Annotated in this window: 21 protein-coding genes and 1 riboswitch; of the genes, 12 read left to right on the top strand and 9 right to left on the bottom strand. The window is 36.6% G+C overall.

Annotated elements, in window-relative coordinates; translation table 11 throughout:
- Window positions 1-85 precede the first annotated feature (85 nt).
- Window positions 86-190, top strand: a riboswitch (SAM riboswitch).
- 93 nt (window positions 191-283) lie between these two features.
- From ACYVEC_RS02745 to ACYVEC_RS02735, 3 genes are all read left to right on the top strand, one after another.
- Window positions 284-1582 carry a bifunctional O-acetylhomoserine aminocarboxypropyltransferase/cysteine synthase gene (locus ACYVEC_RS02745; RefSeq protein ID WP_063223941.1) on the top strand — a complete coding sequence of 433 codons (1299 nt, stop codon included), beginning with the start codon at window positions 284-286 and terminating at the stop codon, window positions 1580-1582.
- Entirely contained in the window at window positions 1566-2471 is a 906-nt protein-coding gene (gene metA / locus ACYVEC_RS02740; RefSeq protein WP_063223940.1) for a homoserine O-acetyltransferase MetA, read from the top strand. The genes ACYVEC_RS02745 and metA overlap by 17 nt, the downstream gene beginning before the upstream one ends.
- A gap of 141 nt (window positions 2472-2612) precedes the next feature.
- The gene (locus tag ACYVEC_RS02735; protein WP_063223939.1) at window positions 2613-3908 is read left to right on the top strand and encodes a homoserine dehydrogenase; all 1296 of its coding nucleotides are present in this window, start codon (window positions 2613-2615) and stop codon (window positions 3906-3908) included.
- Between the two features lie 24 nt (window positions 3909-3932).
- Here the strand turns inward: ACYVEC_RS02735 and ACYVEC_RS02730 are convergent, their stop codons facing one another.
- On the bottom strand, window positions 3933-4559 hold the full coding sequence (locus ACYVEC_RS02730; protein ID WP_063223938.1) for a YczE/YyaS/YitT family protein: 627 nt from the start codon (window positions 4557-4559) through the stop codon (window positions 3933-3935).
- A gap of 97 nt (window positions 4560-4656) precedes the next feature.
- Here ACYVEC_RS02730 and ACYVEC_RS02725 point away from each other — a divergent pair, with 97 nt between their 5' ends.
- Genes ACYVEC_RS02725 through ACYVEC_RS02705 form a run of 5 tightly spaced genes read left to right on the top strand, consistent with a single transcriptional unit; the run spans window position 4657 to window position 9125 of the window.
- Window positions 4657-5634: a LacI family DNA-binding transcriptional regulator gene (locus ACYVEC_RS02725; protein ID WP_063223937.1), complete on the top strand. Its 978-nt coding sequence runs from the start codon at window positions 4657-4659 to the stop codon at window positions 5632-5634.
- 13 nt (window positions 5635-5647) lie between these two features.
- Window positions 5648-6529, top strand: a complete 882-nt coding sequence (locus tag ACYVEC_RS02720; protein ID WP_153039385.1) for an SGNH/GDSL hydrolase family protein — start codon at window positions 5648-5650, stop codon at window positions 6527-6529.
- Window positions 6526-7443, top strand: a complete 918-nt coding sequence (locus ACYVEC_RS02715) for an ABC transporter ATP-binding protein (RefSeq protein WP_063223935.1) — start codon at window positions 6526-6528, stop codon at window positions 7441-7443. Before ACYVEC_RS02720 ends, ACYVEC_RS02715 begins: the two co-directional genes overlap by 4 nt.
- The gene (locus ACYVEC_RS02710) at window positions 7436-8428 is read left to right on the top strand and encodes an ABC transporter permease subunit (RefSeq protein WP_063223934.1); all 993 of its coding nucleotides are present in this window, start codon (window positions 7436-7438) and stop codon (window positions 8426-8428) included. The genes ACYVEC_RS02715 and ACYVEC_RS02710 overlap by 8 nt, the downstream gene beginning before the upstream one ends.
- A 19-nt stretch (window positions 8429-8447) precedes the next feature.
- Window positions 8448-9125: a uracil-DNA glycosylase gene (locus ACYVEC_RS02705; protein ID WP_063223933.1), complete on the top strand. Its 678-nt coding sequence runs from the start codon at window positions 8448-8450 to the stop codon at window positions 9123-9125.
- Between the two features lie 41 nt (window positions 9126-9166).
- On the opposite strand, the gene ACYVEC_RS02700 is transcribed toward ACYVEC_RS02705, so the two are convergent.
- From ACYVEC_RS02700 to ACYVEC_RS02690, 3 genes are all read right to left on the bottom strand, one after another.
- Complete coding sequence (locus tag ACYVEC_RS02700) at window positions 9167-9457, bottom strand: DUF3817 domain-containing protein (RefSeq protein ID WP_002191320.1); 291 nt, start codon at window positions 9455-9457, stop codon at window positions 9167-9169.
- Window positions 9458-9666: 209 nt separating this feature from the next.
- Complete coding sequence (locus ACYVEC_RS02695) at window positions 9667-10488, bottom strand: Cof-type HAD-IIB family hydrolase (protein ID WP_063223932.1); 822 nt, start codon at window positions 10486-10488, stop codon at window positions 9667-9669.
- Between the two features lie 178 nt (window positions 10489-10666).
- Window positions 10667-11950, bottom strand: a complete 1284-nt coding sequence (locus tag ACYVEC_RS02690) for a purine/pyrimidine permease (protein ID WP_063223931.1) — start codon at window positions 11948-11950, stop codon at window positions 10667-10669.
- Window positions 11951-12045: 95 nt separating this feature from the next.
- Between ACYVEC_RS02690 and ACYVEC_RS02685 the strand changes: the two genes are divergently transcribed.
- The 3 genes from ACYVEC_RS02685 to ACYVEC_RS02675 all read left to right on the top strand — a co-directional run bounded on the left by ACYVEC_RS02685 (window position 12046) and on the right by ACYVEC_RS02675 (window position 13765).
- Window positions 12046-13038 (top strand): potassium channel family protein, encoded by a 993-nt coding sequence (locus ACYVEC_RS02685; RefSeq protein WP_063223930.1) that lies wholly within the window; start codon window positions 12046-12048, stop codon window positions 13036-13038.
- 6 nt (window positions 13039-13044) lie between these two features.
- Window positions 13045-13332: a YwdI family protein gene (locus ACYVEC_RS02680; protein WP_063223929.1), complete on the top strand. Its 288-nt coding sequence runs from the start codon at window positions 13045-13047 to the stop codon at window positions 13330-13332.
- Window positions 13333-13396: 64 nt separating this feature from the next.
- Window positions 13397-13765 (top strand): DUF423 domain-containing protein, encoded by a 369-nt coding sequence (locus tag ACYVEC_RS02675; RefSeq protein ID WP_199677975.1) that lies wholly within the window; start codon window positions 13397-13399, stop codon window positions 13763-13765.
- 31 nt (window positions 13766-13796) lie between these two features.
- Here ACYVEC_RS02675 and gerQ read toward each other — a convergent pair whose 3' ends face one another.
- The 4 genes from gerQ to hemQ form a co-directional block, all read right to left on the bottom strand.
- Complete coding sequence (gene gerQ, locus ACYVEC_RS02670; RefSeq protein WP_000068638.1) at window positions 13797-14234, bottom strand: spore coat protein GerQ; 438 nt, start codon at window positions 14232-14234, stop codon at window positions 13797-13799.
- 27 nt (window positions 14235-14261) lie between these two features.
- A complete protein-coding gene (gene cwlJ / locus ACYVEC_RS02665; protein WP_063223928.1) occupies window positions 14262-14684 on the bottom strand; it encodes a cell wall hydrolase CwlJ in 423 nt (140 codons plus the stop codon).
- 174 nt (window positions 14685-14858) lie between these two features.
- Complete coding sequence (locus ACYVEC_RS02660; RefSeq protein ID WP_063223927.1) at window positions 14859-16130, bottom strand: serine hydrolase; 1272 nt, start codon at window positions 16128-16130, stop codon at window positions 14859-14861.
- Window positions 16131-16454: 324 nt separating this feature from the next.
- A complete protein-coding gene (gene hemQ, locus ACYVEC_RS02655) occupies window positions 16455-17198 on the bottom strand; it encodes a hydrogen peroxide-dependent heme synthase (RefSeq protein WP_060633003.1) in 744 nt (247 codons plus the stop codon).
- Between the two features lie 280 nt (window positions 17199-17478).
- On the opposite strand from hemQ, the gene pta reads away from it, so the two are divergent.
- Window positions 17479-18450 (top strand): phosphate acetyltransferase, encoded by a 972-nt coding sequence (gene pta, locus ACYVEC_RS02650; RefSeq protein WP_000067215.1) that lies wholly within the window; start codon window positions 17479-17481, stop codon window positions 18448-18450.
- Between the two features lie 48 nt (window positions 18451-18498).
- Here the strand turns inward: pta and ACYVEC_RS02645 are convergent, their stop codons facing one another.
- Entirely contained in the window at window positions 18499-19344 is an 846-nt protein-coding gene (locus ACYVEC_RS02645) for a lipoate--protein ligase family protein (RefSeq protein WP_098556238.1), read from the bottom strand.
- Window positions 19345-19465 lie beyond the last annotated feature (121 nt).

Here is a 19465-nt window from a genome sequence, read left to right as displayed (position 1 = left end):
AAATTATTTGTTGTTAATTTAGAACATTCAGAAAAACTGATTGACATTAGGAAATTATTGCTATAAAATCAACGGTAATTGCATAGTCTTATCAAGAAAAGGTGGAGGGACAGGCCCGATGAAACCTTGGCAACAGCCGTATAACGGAATTGTGCCAAATCCTGCAGGTAATAATCCTGAAAGATAAGAAAGAGCCTTTAGAGCGTGTTTTCAAACTGCTCCTTTCTTGTTTTCAGGAAAGGGGCAGTTTTTTATTTTGTATAAGAAGAAAGGAGAATGAGAGATGGGAGAATCATGGGGAAAAGGAACAATTTGTGTGCAAGGTGGCTATACGCCAAAGAATGGTGAACCGCGTGTTTTACCGCTTTATCAAAGTACAACGTATAAATATGATACTTCGGATGATTTAGCAGCACTATTTAATTTAGAGGCAGAAGGATATATCTATACGCGTATTGGCAACCCTACTTTAGCAGCATTTGAGCAGAAGTTATCAGATTTAGAAGGCGGTGTAGGAGCTGTTGCAACGGCCTCTGGGCAGGCTGCTATTATGCTCGCCGTTTTAAATATTTGTAGTAGCGGAGACCACTTGCTTTGTTCTTCCACAGTTTATGGCGGGACGTTTAATTTATTTGGGGTGAGTTTGCGTAAACTTGGTATTGATGTTACGTTCTTTAATCCAAATTTAACAGCTGATGAAATTGTGGCCCTTGCTAATGATAAGACGAAACTCGTTTATGCGGAATCGCTAGGAAATCCAGCGATGAACGTTTTAAATTTCAAAGAATTTTCAGATGCAGCCAAAGAGTTGGAAGTACCTTTTATTGTGGATAATACATTAGCAACTCCTTATTTATGCCAAGCATTTGAACATGGAGCAAATATTATCGTTCATTCTACGACGAAATATATTGATGGTCATGCAAGTTCTTTAGGTGGCATTGTCATTGACGGAGGGAACTTCGATTGGACAAATGGGAAATATCCTGAACTTGTTGAACCGGATCCAAGTTATCACGGCGTAAGTTACGTTCAAAATTTTGGTGCAGCAGCTTATATTGTGAAGGCACGTGTTCAATTATTAAGAGACTACGGAAACTGTATGAGCCCATTCAATGCGTATATTAGCAATATCGGCTTAGAAACATTGCATTTACGAATGGAGCGTCATAGTGAAAATGCTCTTGCAGTTGCTAAGTGGCTTGTTGATCATGAACGTATTGAATGGGTGAATTATCCGGGATTAGATAGTAATGAAAATTACTCGTTAGCACAAAAGTATTTGAAAAAAGGTGCTAGTGGTGTTTTAACATTCGGTATTAAGGGAGGATTAGAAGCAGCGAAAGAATTTATCGCAAATGTAAAACTAGCAACTCTCGTAACGCATGTAGCTGATGCACGAACTTGCGTCATACATCCTGCTAGTACAACGCATAGACAATTAAGTGCTGAAGATCAGCGTTTAGCTGGCGTTACATCAGATTTAATTCGTTTATCGGTTGGTATAGAAGATGTTTCTGATATTATTGCAGATTTAGAAGCAGCGCTAGTCGGAGGCAAAGAACATGCCGATCATAATTGATAAAGATTTACCAGCTCGCAAAGTGTTGCAGGAGGAGAATATTTTTGTAATGACGAAGGAGCGAGCAGAAACACAAGATATCCGGGCATTGAAAATTGCTATATTAAATTTAATGCCTACAAAGCAAGAAACAGAAGCGCAATTACTTCGTTTAATTGGTAATACACCGCTGCAATTAGATGTTCATTTACTTCATATGGAATCGCATTTGTCTCGTAATGTAGCACAGGAACATTTAACGAGTTTCTATAAAACATTCCGTGATATTGAGAATGAAAAATTTGATGGGCTTATTATTACGGGGGCGCCAGTAGAGACTCTTTCTTTTGAAGAGGTAGATTATTGGGAAGAGCTTGGGCGTATTATGGAGTACTCAAAAACGAATGTAACATCTACGCTTCATATTTGCTGGGGGGCACAGGCTGGTTTGTATCATCATTATGGCGTTCCAAAGTATCCTCTTAAGGAAAAAATGTTTGGTGTATTTGAACATGGGGTCCTTGAACAACATGTGAAATTGTTACAAGGCTTTGATGAGTTGTTTTTTGCTCCGCACTCTCGTCATACAGAAGTACGAGAGAGTGATATTAGAGAGGTGGAACAATTAACATTATTAGCGAACTCTGAAGAAGCAGGTGTTCATCTTGTTATCGGGCAAGAAGGCAGGCAAGTTTTCGCACTCGGTCATAGCGAATATAGTTGTGATACGTTAAAAGAAGAATACGAACGAGATCGTCAAAAAGGGTTAAATATTGATGTGCCAAAAAATTATTTTAAGCATAATAATCCAAATGAGAAACCGCTTGTTAGGTGGAGGAGCCATGGGAATCTATTATTCTCTAATTGGCTGAATTATTACGTGTATCAAGAAACCCCTTATGTATTATAAAAAAAGATTGTGTAACACGTGGCAACGTTTTCTTTGTAAAGATTAACCTTTATTTTTCCGAATGTTCAAAAAATATTGTTTTTCATATTTTTTGCTCATATAATTTCATCTAAACACAATTTTTGAGGGGTGGACAGTATTATGAAAGAAATTCAAGTTGGTTTATTAGGTCTTGGGACAGTTGGTAGCGGTGTAGTTCGTATCATTACAGATCATCAAGAGCGGCTTATACACCAAGTAGGTTGTCCTGTGAGAGTAACGAAAGTACTAGTGCAAAATATTGAAAAAGAGAGAGAAGTAGAGGTACCTTCTACTCTATTAACACAAGATGCAAATGAAATTTTAGATAATCCAAATATTGACGTTGTCATCGAAGTGATGGGTGGCATTGATGATGCAAAAGAATATATTTTGCAAGCTTTACAAAGTGGGAAGCATGTTGTGACTGCCAATAAGGATTTAATGGCGTTGCATGGGGCGGAACTATTAGCGGTAGCAAAAGATAATAAAGCAGATTTGTTTTATGAAGCAAGTGTAGCCGGAGGGATTCCGATTTTACGAAGCATCGTAGAAGGACTTTCTTCCGATCTTATTACGAAAGTAATGGGAATTGTAAATGGAACGACAAATTTTATTTTGACGAAAATGTCAGATGAAGGGAGAGCATATAACGACGTGTTAAAAGAAGCCCAACAACTTGGATTTGCAGAAGCAGATCCAACATCAGATGTGGAAGGTTTAGATGCAGCAAGAAAAATGACGATTTTGGCTACCCTTGGTTTCTCTACAAATGTAGAGCTTGGAGATGTGAAGGTAAAAGGGATTACTTCTATTACAGAAGAAGATATTGAATACAGTAAGAGTTTAGGATACACGATTAAATTAATCGGTCTTGCGAAGCGAGATGGTGAAAAATTAGAGGTTACAGTTGAACCGACACTACTTCCAAATACACATCCTCTTGCGGCCGTGCAAAACGAATATAACGCTGTATATGTGTATGGTGAAGCAGTTGGAGAAACGATGTTTTATGGACCAGGTGCAGGAAGCTTACCGACAGCAACAGCTGTTGTTTCAGATTTAGTAGCTGTAATGCAAAACATTAGATTGGGTGTAAATGGAAATAGTGCGGTATCCCCGCAGTATAAAAAGGTATTAAAAGAGCCAGACGAAATTGTTGTGAAGAAATTTTTAAGACTTCATGTAAAAGATGAAATTGGTGTATTTGCAAAAATTACTTCATTATTCTCTGAGCGTGGTGTTAGTTTTGAAAAGATTATTCAAATGCCGCTTGAAGAGAAAGGAAAAGCTGAAATTGTAATTGTAACGCACCGTGCGTCTCTTGCTGATTATGATTATATTCTACATACGTTGCAAGGGTATGAAGAAATAGATTGTGTGAAAGCAAACTATCGAATTGAAGGGGATGCTAAGTAGTATCTCGACTAATAAAGAAACCTATTAAGCGGCTTGCTTAATAGGTTTTTTTCTATTTAAAATCTGCGTACCAACTTGAATAAATGCTTGTATAATCCAGCCTGTTGTAAAAGATAAGATAATAGTTCCAAAATAGATAGGTCCATTTAATAAAAAGCTTAATGTTAAAAATAAAAACGCTAATGAAATTTCTGTTCTTCTAAATGTCCATTTCTTTTTCTCAGCAACTGTTAAAACAAAAGCCTCTTGAGGTGCTGCGCAAAGGTTTGTAGAGACGTAAAGACCAATCCCAGCCCCAACGAATAGATTTCCACAAATAAGTGTTATATATTTTGGAAGAGAGCGGATAGCGTCCATAATAGTTGTAATGGAACCAATCCAATCAACAAAAAGAGAAATAAGAACCATTGTTACGATTGTACCAACTGTTATTTGTTTTTTATTCCAAAAGAGTACGATAAGGGTAAAAGCAAAGTTAATCATGAAAAGCCAAAAACCGATACTTATCCCGAAATTTTGATATAGTGCAATAAAGAAGGAATCATAAGGGCTAAGTCCAAAGGAAGTAATTGTCGTCATCATATTAATACCGATGGCGAGAATAAGTAGGCCGCCGATGAAAAATATATATTCTAATTTGAATCGAAGCATAGTTGTATATCCTTTCAAAATGTATTTGCTAGGACAGGATATATTGTGGAAAGCTTACCAGGTCAAGGGAGAATTTTTATGAGAAGGGAAAAATGAGATGACGAATATAAGAAAGATTGCTGAACTTGCTGGGGTATCTGTTTCAACTGTTTCACGTGTACTGAATAATCATCCATATGTGAATGAACAGAAACGAAAAGAAATTTTAGCGATCATAGAAGAATTAAATTATACGCAAAATGTGAATGCAATTCATTTAGTGAAAGGAAAAACGAATGTAATTGGCGTTTTATTACCGCACGTAAATGATCAGTATTATAGCGCTATTATCGAGGGGATATCAAAGGAAACAGCAAAAAACAATTATAATATGATGCTTTGTCAGACGAATTATAGTGAGGAAAGAGAATTAGAAATTTTGAATATGTTAAAAATGAAAAAACTTGATGGGGTTATTATATGTTCCCGGGCAAATAGTAAGGAACAGCTTGAAGAATATACGAAATTTGGCCCGATTGTTATGTGTGAAGAAATAGACTCGAATTTCATTTCGAGTGTGCACATTGATTACTATAAAGTGTTTTCGCGTGGGATGAAGAGCTTAATAGATGCCGGCCATACAAGTATTGGGTATTGCATTGGAAGAAGCAATAGTATTAATAGTCAGAGAAGAAAACAAGCATATGCGGATTCACTTCAACAGATTGCTGCACCACAGATAGAGGCCTGGAAGTTTAAGGACTGTTTTACGGTGGAGGATGGGCGTGATGTAATCAGGGAATGGATCCGTATGTCTGTGAAACCAACTGCGTTTCTTGTATCTTGCAACCATATTGCAGCGGGAATGGTAACGGAAGCGAAAAAACAAGGAATTCGTATTCCAGAAGATATTACGATTATTGGTTGTGATGATCAAGATGTGGCAGATATTTTAGGCATTACGACGATTTCATATTCTAGTAAAAATGTTGGCGTGAAGGCATTTGAATTATTATATGAAAAGGTTAATGATGAGAAAATAGATGTAAAGCACGTAGAGTTATTGTCAGAATTAGTACATAGGGAAACAACATAATAATAGATAAGGTGTGAAAATCGCTTTTCAAAATTGCGTTTGGTATAATTATGGACAATCTATGAGAGCTAAAAGGGGTTTTGATATGAGATCAAAAGTAGTAAAAGTAATTCTACTCATTACAATTGCATCTTTCTGTTTATTTGCATATGGTTTTGTTTCAGGTGTAAATGATGTATTAAATCCGAAAGCTTCAAATTTAATTAAAAAGACCGATGTAGTGGCAAAAGAGAAAAAGAAAACAGGAACGTTACAAATCGTTAGTTTAGGTGATTCATTAACACGCGGTGTTGGTGATAAAGAAGGAATTGGCTATATTGGACGGACGAAAGAAGATTTACAAAAAGATTATAAGCAAAAGGTTGCCTTAACTAACTTAGCGGTTAGTGGTGCGAAAATGCCGGATTTATTAAAACAAATTGAAAGTAGTGGCGCTCAATATTCAATTAAGCAAGCAGATGTAATCGTTTTAACGATTGGAGGAAATGATTTATTTCCTGGTTGGGAATCGCTTGGAAAGATAGATTTAGAAACATACCGTCCTGATACAGAAACATTCCAAAATGAAGCGAAGAAAATTATAGAAGAAATTCGTAAGTTAAATACAGATAGCCCTATTTTTTGGCTAGGTTTATATAATCCTTTTGAAGATGTAGAAGATTTAAAAGGGTCTTCAAACATTGTTGTAGACTGGAATGCATCTTTAGAAAAGTTAGCGATAAATAATAAAAATGTGTATATTACACCGACATTTGATTTATTCCAAAACCGTGGGAAAGATTTATTATACTCCGATCATTTCCATCCGAATGAAGTAGGGTATACATATATGGCAGACCGATTAGTTCAAAATGTTGCGAGTAAATTAAGACTAGAACAAGGAGGGGGAAAATGACGACGATACTTTCCGTACGAGACGTGAAGAAGGTAATTGGAAAGAAGACAATTGTAGAGAATATTTCCTTCGATGTAAAACAAGGAGAAGTGTTTGGCTTCCTAGGACCGAATGGTGCCGGAAAAACGACTACCATTCGAATGCTAGTCGGATTGATTAAAGAAACAGAAGGTACGATTTCTATTGGTGGTTATTCTATTAAGGAAAATTTCAGAGAAGCGATGCGTCAAATTGGGAGTATCGTTGAAAACCCAGAACTGTATACATATTTAACGGGATGGGAAAATTTAAAACAATTTGCCCGTATGTTAGGTGATATATCAGATGAACGTATTATTGAAATTGCTCAAATGGTTCATTTGGATGAAAGAATTCACGATAAGGTAAAAACATATTCACTCGGTATGAAACAGCGTCTTGGCATTGCGCAAGCGCTTCTTGGAAATCCAAAATTGCTCATATTAGATGAGCCAACAAATGGTTTAGATCCAGCTGGAATTAGAGAACTTAGGGAATTTATACATAAGCTTGTGAAAGAAGAAAATATGAGTGTGTTTATTTCAAGTCATTTGCTAAGTGAAGTACAAATGATATGCGATCGAGTTGCTATTATTCATAAAGGGAAAATGATAACAGTTGCCAAGGTTGAAGAGTTAATTAAAACAGCGAGTGATCGTGTAGAATGGATTGTTACACCAATTTCTAAGGCGAAAGATATGCTAGAAGCTGCTGAGGAAGTAAGAGAAGTGAGTATAGAAGGTGACCGATTACTATGCCGGATGGATATTGCATCTATAAGTAGTTGGAATAAATATTTTGTAGAAAATGGGATAGATGTACATAGTGTTAAGGAGCTTGTATTTACGCTAGAAGATTTATTTATTGAACTCACAAGGGGTGAGCAGCATGCGTGAATTTGCGAATCTAGTTTTGAATGAATCAGAAAAGATTTATCGTAAGAAACGTATTTTTGTTGTCATGCTTATTTTAGCAATCTTGATCCCGCTTTTCGTATATGCGCAGTATCGTGAAATAGAAACGACCCAAAAACGACTTGGCACAACTGATTGGAAAGTGTCACTGCAACAACAAATTGTTGATTCTCAGAATCGGTTAAATAACTCTAGGTTGCCAGAAGAATGGCGTGATTGGCTAAAGGTAAGAGTGGAGCAACAACAATATTATTTAGATCACGATATTAACCCGATGGCACCAGGTGCACCAACTTTTGTAAGGGCGTTTATTGAGCAAGGAATTACATTGTTTATTCCGCTTCTTGTCATGATTGTCGCTATTGACATTGTTTCAGGAGAAAGAAGTGATGGAACGATGAAGATGTTACTTACGCGGCCGATTCGGCGCTGGAAAATACTTCTTAGTAAGTACGTGACAATGTTATTTTTCATTTCACTCATACTGCTTCTCGTAGGTCTGTTTGCGTACATATTATCTGGGCTTGTATTTGGATACTCAGGATGGAATTTACCTGTGTTAACAGGATTTGTCATTGATAAGGAAACGTTAAATACAAACTTTGTACATTTGATTCCGCAGTGGCAATATATTTTGATGGCGTATGGATTAGCTTGGTTTGTTGCGATCGTTGTCGGAACTATATCATTTATGGTTTCTGTTTTAATTCGAAATACACCAGCTGGTATGGGCGTTATGCTAGCCGCATTAATCGCAGGTGGTATTTTAAGTTCATTTGCAACATCTTGGGAAGGTGCGAAATATATTTTTAGTGTGAACTTATCATTAACAGATTATTTATCAGGAAAACTACCTGCATTACAAGGTTTATCGATGGGGTTTTCTTTAATGAATTTAACTGTTTGGGCAGTTGTGTCTCTTATTATTTCGTTTGTAGTGTTTACAAAGCAGGATATGGTGAATTAATCGGATAGGAAGTGAAGGTATGGAAAATGTTTTAAAGAATGATTGGGAGGCATTATTGGCACCAGAATTTGAAAAAGAATATTATCGTACTTTAGCCAGTTTTTTGAAAGAAGAGTACAGTGCACATGTCGTTTACCCGAAGGTAGAAGATATTTTTAATGCCCTTCAGTATACAAGTTATGAAAATACAAAGGTCGTTATTTTAGGGCAAGATCCCTATCATGGACCGAATCAAGCGCATGGTCTAAGCTTCTCGGTACAACCAGGCATTAAAACGCCACCGTCATTACTAAATATGTATAAAGAACTTCGAGATGAATATGGGTATGATATTCCAAATAACGGTTATTTAGTAAAGTGGGCAGAGCAAGGGGTACTACTATTAAATACTGTATTAACAGTTCGACAAGGTGAAGCAAATTCTCATAAAGGAAAAGGCTGGGAGCATTTCACTGATCGCGTGATTGAGCTATTAAATGAGCGTGAAAAACCAGTTATTTTCATATTGTGGGGGCGCCATGCACAGGCGAAGAAGAAGTTAATTACGAATACGAATCATCATATTATCGAATCCGTACATCCAAGTCCATTATCAGCAAGACGTGGTTTCTTTGGGAGTAAGCCATACTCTAAAGTAAATACGATTTTAGCTAATATGGGCGAGAGAAAAATTGATTGGGAAATTCCAAATTTATAAATAGAAAAGGTAGTTAACATTCGTTAACTACCTTTTTATTATTATTGTTCGTTCTTTAGTTTTGCATCTAGTACAAACGTACCAAATGGGATAACTGATGAAACGAATGCCCCAAGTGCCCATAAAATCGATTTACGGTGTACGATTGTTACTTGAATTACTGCAAAGATGAATAGAATAAATAAAACGCCGTGAGCCATGCCTGTAATTTTAACAGCTGTTGCAAATCCTGCGAAATATTTCAATGGCATTGCTACAAATAATAGTAATAGGAAAGAAATCCCCTCAATTAAGCCGATTGCTCTTAATCGTCCGATTGGTGTAGATAACATAAAGTATCCTCCTTTAACGTATGCTTGTTTATAGTAAATTTGTATTCTTTTTCAAAATAAAATAGTCTATTTTGTTTCATTATATACAAAAAGAAAGTTTACACTACGAGAATAGTGCAAAGTTCAAAATATAGTCACAAAAACATGAGAATTTAAATAAAAACCTATTTGAAGTGTTTGACTTCAAATAGGTTTTATGGGTGAAAATATTAAACGAGCGCTTCTCTTTTTAATACAAATTTCTCTACAACTTTTGCAACACCATCGTTCATATTTGTATCTGTTACGTAGTTTGCAATTTCTTTAATATCATCTGGTGCATTGCCCATTGCAACACCAAGACCAGCGAATTCGATCATTGCCTGGTCGTTATAGCTATCGCCCATTGCGATAACTTCTTCACGCTTAATGCCTAGCTTTTGAATTAATTGGTTTAAGCTCGTTCCTTTTGTAACACCAGCTTCAGTAAATTCTAAGAAGAATGGTTTCGAACGCATAACGCTTAATTGACCTTCTAATTGTTTTTGTAGTTTCTTTTCTACTACAACAAGGCGTTCAGCTTCTTTATTCATTAATACTTTTACTACAGGCTCTTTAACAGCAGCTTTAAAGTCATCTACTACAACAATTGGCATACCAGTAATATCGCCCTCAATTTCAGTATAAGGATTATTTTCTTCTGTTACGATATCATCACCAATGTAAGTATGAATCCATACATCTTCAGTTTTACTAATTTCAAATAAGTTGTGAACGATTTCAGGAGATAGCGTACTACTAAAGATTTCTTCGTTTGTTTTACAGTTAATAATTTTTGCGCCATTAAAAGATAGAATAAAGCTGCCGTATTCTTCTAAACGAAGTTCTTTCGCTACATTGCGCATACCAAACGTTGGACGTCCAGAAGCAAGTACTACCTTTACTCCTTGCTCTTGCGCAGTCATTAGAGCCTCTTTCGTACGAGGTGAAATGGTATGGTCATCACGTAGTAAAGTATCATCTAAATCTAAAACAATCATTTTATAAGTCATATTGAAAATTCCCTTCTTTATTTAAATAGAAATACATGTTCATGAAGATATTAAGGAATAAATAGTAAGACATCGAACTTCTTCAGGAAGAAGTAAATAAATTATCATGAGCGTATTGCCCATGATAATTTATCGTAACAACTCTACAGGTAGAGTGCAATAATGGAAGTTTTCCAATTTACGATAGTTGTTTTTCTGTAGAACGAGAAAATAGTATTTCAAGCAGAATTGCCATGACAGATCCAAGAACGAGACCATTACTTAAAAATGATGCTAGAAATGGTGGGAGTGTAGAAAATGCTCCAGCTGGAACGAACATAACTCCGACCCCAGTAAAGATGGAAAGGCCTGCTACTTTAAATAATCGTTCTTTATTTTGTACTGTGTCGTATTCACGGAAAGCTAGACCAATCATACTTGCAAATACAGGATAGATAGCAGCATAACCAACTGCAACTGGGATTGCTGCAAAGAATGAAGTGATCTTTGGGAATATACTAACGACAATAATAAAGCTTGATCCTAACATAAATGGGAGTCGCTTATAAATATTAGTCGTTGCAATAAACCCTGCTGATCCAGAAATGGCGACAGGTCCAATAGCTGAGAATAGACCGCCTAGTAATTGATTGATTCCTGTTATAATGCCAGCTTGTTTGAAACGATCTGGTGCGGCATCTTCTTCATACTTAGAGACAATCTTTTGCACAACGCGAATACTTGCTAACATATTTGTTAGAAGTAATAGTGTAACGAAAACGACCGTAATCGCCATGTTCCATTCAATGCGAGGCATTCCGAAAACAAATAGGGATGGAAAACGGATTACATCTGTCACAGGCGTTACTGGATTAGATAATCCGAAGCATGCGAATAATATCCAGCCGCAGACAATACTGAAAAGAACGGAATATTGTCCAACAATAGGTAGCTTCATAATGAAAAAGGATAGTAAAATAACAATGAGTGAAAGAATAAATACGTCGGCTTGTACGTCTGTATGTTGTCCGTCAAGGCCGAACATTCCCTTTAAGAAGGAACCGCTAAGTTGTGCGACAAGAAGGAATAAATATGTTCCAATGACTGTCGGTGTAAAATAGCGAACTAGCTTATCGATGAGTCCAAAAACACTAAGAATAATACAAATGATACCACTTAATAGGAAGGCGTATTGAAGGACTTTAAGCGTTTCATTGCTGGATCCAAATAATACGACACCTAAACTTGCATAAAGGGAGAAAATCCCCCACCAAAGGCCTGCAGGACCTTCTTGAATAGGAAGTTTATGTCCAAATATAGCTTGCAGTAGACCAGCAAAGCCAAGAACAAATAATGTTCTTTGTACGAATGCAATAGCTTCAGCTCCATCGAGGCCATAACTAGTTGCGACGCTAATTGGTACAATAAGGCTCCCAGCTAAAATAAATAGCGCCCATTGTAAGGCGGAAAGAAATGTTTTCATTATATCAACCTCTTTCATAGATTCCGTATCTAGTATATATGTATTTCATTTCCACTGGCAAAGATTGTAGATAGAGAAAAGAGTTGAAACACGATATGAATGCACGTAAGCAATTATGGATAGCAGTTATATGTATGACCTTTATTGTAATTCTAGGAACGTTAGGATTTATGACAATTGAAGAGATTAGTTTGTTTCAAGCATTTTGGATGACGATGATTACCGTATTAACTGTTGGATACGGAGATGCCGTTCCTGTAACACATGCAGGGAAAGTATTTGCGCTTCTTATTATACCAGTTGGCGTCGGTATCGTTACGTATGCGATTGGTGTAGTGGCAGCTATGATTATTGAAGGGAATTTATTTCATGCAGTACGGAGGAAGAAGATGGATAAACAAATAGCACAGTTACAAAATCATATTATCGTATGTGGTTGCGGTAGAGTGGGGCTTCAAGTTGTACATGAATTGCAAGAAAAGAAAATTCCATTTGTCGTCGTGGATAAAGATGAAAGTATATTGGAGAAGGAAAAACTTTTGTATGTACATGGGGACGCGACGGAAGACCAAGTGTTACATCATGCTGGAATTTCAAAGGCAGCCGGTTTAGTTGCTATCGTAGCCAATGACGCTGAAAATGTATTTATTACATTAACGGCAAGAGGATTAAATGATGCAATTAAAATTGTGGCAAGAGCGGAAAAACCAGAAACCGAAGACAAATTAAGGCGTGCCGGTGCAAATAAGGTGATTAATCCATCTAGTATGGCAGGAATTCATATTGCAAAAGGTATTGCGAATCCGCTAACAGTTCATTATATTGATACAGTACTGTATGGCGTGGATCAGTCATTTGTAATTGAAGAAATTGCAGTCGGCAAGGGCTCTATTTTAGCTAGTAAATCGTTACTAGAAAGTGATGTGAGAAATCAATTTGATGTAACAATTTTAGCGATTTTGAGAAATGGGAATGTTATACATAATCCGACGGGGCAGGAAAAATTGCAAGAACATGATATGATAATAGTATTTGGTTCAGTAGAGAAGCTGGAGCAATTTGAGAAAGAACTACAAAGTACGAGGTGATAAGGAATGCAAATATCGAGCGATAAGATTTTAAATAAAATGGCGAATGAAATTGCAAAGGCAAAAAGTAGTGAAGGACAAAAATCAAAAGATCATTTATTAGTTGTGCGTGCTTTATGTGATTTACTATTAGATGAACAGGTTGAATCTCCTACGTATAGAGAGCCGCAAATTCAATCGCAAGTAATTGGAACGCAGCCTATAACAACTGTTCAACCAGTTATGCCGGTTTCTGGAGAACCTGTTTATATAAAAGAAGAAGGCGCAAATGGTAATTCGTTATTTGATTTTTAAGAATTAAATCGTTTGGATTATATGTGAAAATTGCTTATGATAAAAATAAAAAAGGGGAATTAAAATGAAAATTTTCTTTTTACTAGGTTGTATTGCAGCAGGGCTATCTGTTGCGTTAGGGGCATTTGGAGCACACGGTTTAGAAAATAAAATTTCTGCAAAAATGTTAGAAGTTTGGAAAACAGGCGTTACATATCAAATGTTCCATGCAGGTGGGCTATTCGTAGTTGCTTTATTAATGGATAAGATTCAATCATCACTTTTAACTACTGCTGGTTGGCTTATGGTAGCTGGGATTATTATGTTCTCAGGTAGTCTATATGCGTTAAGCACAACAGGGATTAAGTTCTTTGGACCAATTACACCTCTTGGTGGTGTAGCGTTTATCGTGGCATGGATCTTAATCGGAACTGCAGTTGTAAAAGGGTTATAAAAAAACAAAAGCTGGCATATGCCAGCTTTTGTTATGGTCTTGGAGCATAAGTTGCTTGTTGACTAGGTAAATACGTAATTTCTTCTGGGAATTCTACATAATCTAAGTAAATCATCAATAGTAAATAACGTTTCCCTGATTGTGGCTCACTAATTACAATATGATCACGACCAGCAGCTTCGATAATACCTGTATACGATTGTGTACCGAGTGAGCTACCGCGCTCATAGGTCATTACAACTGTAGCTTGTTTGCCCTTATTCAAGCGAAGAATATTTTCAATATAGGATTGTTCTAGAGGTAACATACCTTGAGAAATTGCATATTGGGCTTGAGCAGCTTGAGCAGCTTGTTGTTGCATTGCTTGCTGTTGTTGTTGCTGCCCGGCAGTCATTTGTTGCGGTTGTACATAAGTTCCAGATGGTTGATAAAAACCTGTTCCATAGTACGGATTTTGTTGCTGTGCCATTCAAAAATCCCTCCTCATTTTCATTCCTTAATATACGCTTGGACAGTCTCCGGCAGATGGCTGGAAGAAGCAGTGCTTTTTGAAGCGACCAGAGTTTTGCTGATTGTACCAAGTTGGCGGACAAGGGCCTTCAGGTCTAAAAAACCATAAGGAGAAGTTGGCAGGCCAAAAACGTTGTCCTTGAATCGTTCGCCTTGCTAATGCGATATCTTGTTCTCTTGCACGTTGATAAAAATACCCTTTTTGAGTTGCTTCAAAACCGCCAGGATTTTGATAAACCATTTGACGTAAATTACGTATTTTTTTAAAATCTAAACAATTTCCGCGGACACGATTTACCCCAACATTTCCGACCATTAACATTCCTTGTTGCCCTTCTCCCTCGGCTTCAGCACGCATCAGTCTAGCTAATAACTTTACATCTTCTTCGTTATAAGCAATAACACCCATTATGTGTCACCTCTCTTTTTGGAATACCTTTTGGAAAGAGGTTTATTTCTAGATGAAGTGTGTAACGATTACTAGTTCATACGTATGAGGAAAAGGACTCAGATATGACAACCAAACGAAGTTTTACATTGAGAGAGGAAAATAAAAAAGCTAGCGTGAGCCAGCTTTTCATCATTAAAATACTTTAGACCATAAGTTTGAGAAAAAATCCCCAACAGAGCGCATTGTTAACACAAACCAATTTGCTTTTTCAACTTCTTCTGTTGTTTTTGCAGTAACTTTCATACTTTTACTACCGTTTAAGAAACCATACTTATCAGTTGATTCTAAAGTAATGGAGCCTACTTTGGCATCTTTCTTAATAGGGGCAACTAAATGTCCATCTTTAGCAAGAGATTTATCTACTTCAGTCCCAATTTTATAAGAATCTTTGCTACCTTTTTTCGCAATTACTGTTATTTCTTTTTCCGGTGCAACAGTTACTTGATCTTCTTTCCCTTTTACTACAGAAATTGTATTGTTTTTATTCACTTTTAGCTTTTGTTTTTCGAAGTTATTAAACCCATATTCGATTAATTCGCGAGATTCTGTGAAGCGCTCGTCCATTGATTTTGTTTTAATAATAACCGAAATAAGACGTACATCACCACGTTTAGCAGTAATAGTAAATCCGTATCCGGCTGTATCAGAACTTCCTGTTTTTAAACCATCTGTTCCTTCATAAGAGAAAGCGGCACCTGGTAACATCCAGTTCCAGTTTTCCATACGAATTGGTTTCGGATGATTGTCCGGGAAGTTTCTAAATCTTTGTTTTGTATCCTCTAGCATTTCTGGATACTTTGTAATCATTGTTTTTGAAAGAATACCCATATCGCGAGCTGACATAGAGTTTTCTGCATTTGAATCAGTACCCTCAGGATGTTTTCCTTTTAAGTCAGCGTTATTTAACCCAGTAGCGTTTACAAATTTATATTTCTTTAACCCTAGTTTTTTTGCATGTTCGTTTGCAAGATTTAAGAAGTTTTTCTCACTTCCTGCAAGAAGTTCTGCTAAGGCAATACTAGATCCGTTTGCAGAGAAGATAACGATAGAATGATATAATTCTCTTACAGTATATTGGCGTCCCTTTTCAAACGGAACGTTAGAGAATTCATTATTACGTGAAACTTCATAAGCGTAATCAGAAATGTTTACCTTTGTATCCCAAGTGATTTTTCCTTCTTTAATTGCTTCTAATACAGCATAAACAACAATTAATTTTGACATACTAGCGATAGCTAGTAATTCATCTGGATTTTGTTCATGCAGTATTTTTCCTGTATCTGCATCAAAGAGAAGTGCAGCAGCAGCCTCTATATGTATTTTTTCTTCCGCATGGGATGTTGTTACTCCTAAGGAAGAAATTGACAATAAAAGCGCTAGTAAAATAGACAAGATTTTCTTCATATAGTTTATCACCTTCGCATCGTTATTAGCATGTAGCTCGTACCATTTTAGCATAAATTTGAATATGAAAAGGTTACAATTTTACTAGGAATTTGAAAAGAATTTGTCGATTTTTGTTCAAATTTGCAGAGAAAAGAAGTTTTTTGAAGAGAAGTATAGAAGATAATAAAAAAAGGAACGAATTTCGTTCCTTTTTTACGATTTACCCCGCTATTTGCTGAGCAGTAAGATTCCTACCTCGAAATTCAGCGAAAACAAAGGAGTTAGGAGGGGTATCAACTGCCCGTAAAAGCCCGATTGGTGAGGGCTGATTAAAGTTTCACTTTATATGTGTAAAAATTTCTCTACCTTTTCGTCTGGTAAAATGTTTCCAACGAAAAATGTTCCGAATTCACCATAACGAGCACTTACTTCATCGAAGCGCATTTCATATATAAGTTTTTTAAATTGAAGAACATCGTCAGCGAATAATGTTACGCCCCACTCGAAATCGTCGAATCCGACTGATCCTGAAATAACTTGTCGTACTTTACCTGCGTACTGACGACCGATTTTACTATGACTGTACATCATTTTTTTACGTTCTTCCATAGGAAGCATGTACCAGTTGTCATCACCTTGGCGACGCTTGTCCATTGGATAGAAGCAAATGTGATTTGCTTTTGGTAGGTCTGGATATAAGCGAGCTAAGATTTGTGGGTTTTGGTATGGATCTTCATCAGCTGGAAGATAGTTGCTTAGTTCAACAACAGATACGTAAGAGTATGCAGGAACCATATATTCAGCTAATGTTGTTTTATTCAATTCTGTCTCAATTTCATTTAACTCTTCCATTGTTGGACGTAAAATCATAAGCATAATATCAGCTTTTTGGCCAACAACTGTATACATTGCATGACTGCCTTTTTTCGCAGTAGCTACTTCGTTCCATTTTTCAACGACATTTAAAAATTCAGACACAGCTTGTCCGCGTTCGTCGCTAGATAATGTTTTCCATGCAGCCCAATCAATAGAACGTAAATCATGTAAACAATACCAGCCATCTAACGTTGTTGTTGCTTCACTCATTCTATTCACCTCAGTTAATGATAGTTTTACACGTTAACTATAGCATATATAGTTTTAAAATCATCTATATAAAACCTTGGCACATAAAATTGTCACATTTTAATTTACTGGAAAATAGGAGAAGATAAGGCTTAAAGGGGATTTATTTCTATGCTGAATTTTATGAAAATATAATCATTTTTATTTTATCTATTTTTTGGGAGCTATAAGTTTAAAATATAGAGGAAAAGCAGTATTCTTAAAGATAGAGTTTTTTTAACATATGTAGGAGGGTTTATTCGTGAGCAACTTATTTACAACAGTAAAAGAAAAAGTTCAAGGAAAAGGCATTTCTATCGTACTTCCTGAAGGAACTGATGAAAGAATTTTAGGCGCTGCAGAGCGTTTAGCAAAAGAAGAGTTAGTAAAACCAATTTTAGTTGGTAATAAAGAAGAAATTAGCGCAAAAGCTGCTAGCATGAATTTAACATTAGCAGGCGTTGATATTTATGACCCAGCTACATACGAAGAAATGGATGCAATGGTAGCATCTTTCGTTGAACGTCGTAAAGGTAAAGCAACTGAAGAAGACGCTCGCAAAATCCTTAAAGACGAAAACTACTTCGGTACAATGCTTGTATACATGGGCAAAGCACACGGTTTAGTAAGTGGTGCAGCTCACTCTACAGCTGATACAGTTCGTCCAGCACTTCAAATCATTAAAACAAAACCAGGCGTTACAAAAACTTCTGGCGTATTCATCATGGTACGTGAAGAAGAGAAATATGTATTCGCTGATTGCGCAATTAACATTGCACCAAACAGCCAAGATTTAGCTGAAATTGGTATCGAGAGTGCGAAAACTGCTGAATTATTCGGTATTGACCCACGCGTTGCTATGTTAAGCTTCTCTACAAAAGGTTCTGCGAAATCTCCAGAAACAGAAAAAGTTGTAGAAGCAACTCGCATTGCAAAAGAAATGGCTCCAGAATTAACTTTAGATGGAGAATTCCAATTCGATGCTGCATTCGTACCATCTGTAGCTGAGAAAAAAGCTCCAGGTTCTACAATTAAAGGTGATGCTAACGTATTCGTATTCCCAAGCTTAGAAGCTGGTAATATCGGTTACAAAATCGCTCAACGTTTAGGTAACTTCGAAGCAGTAGGACCAATCTTACAAGGTTTAAACATGCCTGTAAATGACCTATCTCGTGGATGTAACGAAGAAGAAGTGTACAAGTTAGCTTTAATTACAGCAGCTCAAGCACTTTAATTCTATAATGAATTGAAATAAAGACCGTCGCTATAATAGCGACGGTCTTTATTTTTCTAAGCCAAGTGCTTTATTGTTACGATCAATAATACGTTGTAAATTCGTCTCATATAAAGGAACTTCATCTACTGTTAATTGAGATGGTGTTAACTTTGGAGCGAATTGCTGCAGTGTTTTTAAAAGGCGCATCATTAAATCTTGCACTGTAATGGTTTCGCCAAGTAATTCTGAAAGTGAAGCCATCGTACTCGGTACAATTTCAGGATACGTAAAGCGTGTTTCTTCTCCTTGGATTGCTAGGTTGTAGAAATCACGAACGAGTGCGGCACGCTCAGAGCCACTTCCTGTAGCACAAAGATAAATTTGGACAGCGACACCGCCGCGAATACGTCGCTGTGAAATGCCAGCGAATTTTTGATCGCAAATACTTAAGTCATAGCTACCAGGACAGTAAGAACCTACAATTTCTTTTGCCTCGATTGTAACATCATAGTCGTGTAACATCTCCTGAATTAAGTGCCACATCGTATCGTATCCAAGATCAATATCAATACCTTTTTCCGTCTCTTGGAATAAAAGTGATACGTTTAAAACACCTTCATCAAGTACGACTGCAAGTCCACCGGAATTACGAACGATAACATTGAAGTTGTTTTCCTTTAAAAAGGAAATACCTTCTTCTAAGTGTGGTAGGCGTGAATCTTGAATGCCAAGAACAATTGTATTGTGATGAACCCAAGAACGCATTGTTGCAGCTGATTGACCATTTCCGATACTAGTACATAATGTGTCATCCATTGCGAATGACTGCAATGCATGGAATGTTGGTCCTAAACTAGACTGATCTACAATACGCCACTCTGGCTGCGATAAAATGGAACGGGAATTGCTCATATAACTAACCCCTTATCTTTAAAATGACAATCTCTATTATAGCAAAAAATGAAGAATGGAGTTTTCTCATATATAAAGGGAAAGTTTAGGTGTGAAAGAATAAAAAGGATGCATGTAATGC

Source organism: Bacillus sp. MN7755 (assembly GCF_054771475.1).
The sequence above is the reverse complement of the archived record's forward strand: the minus strand, read 5'-3'. Positions and strand labels throughout refer to the sequence as shown.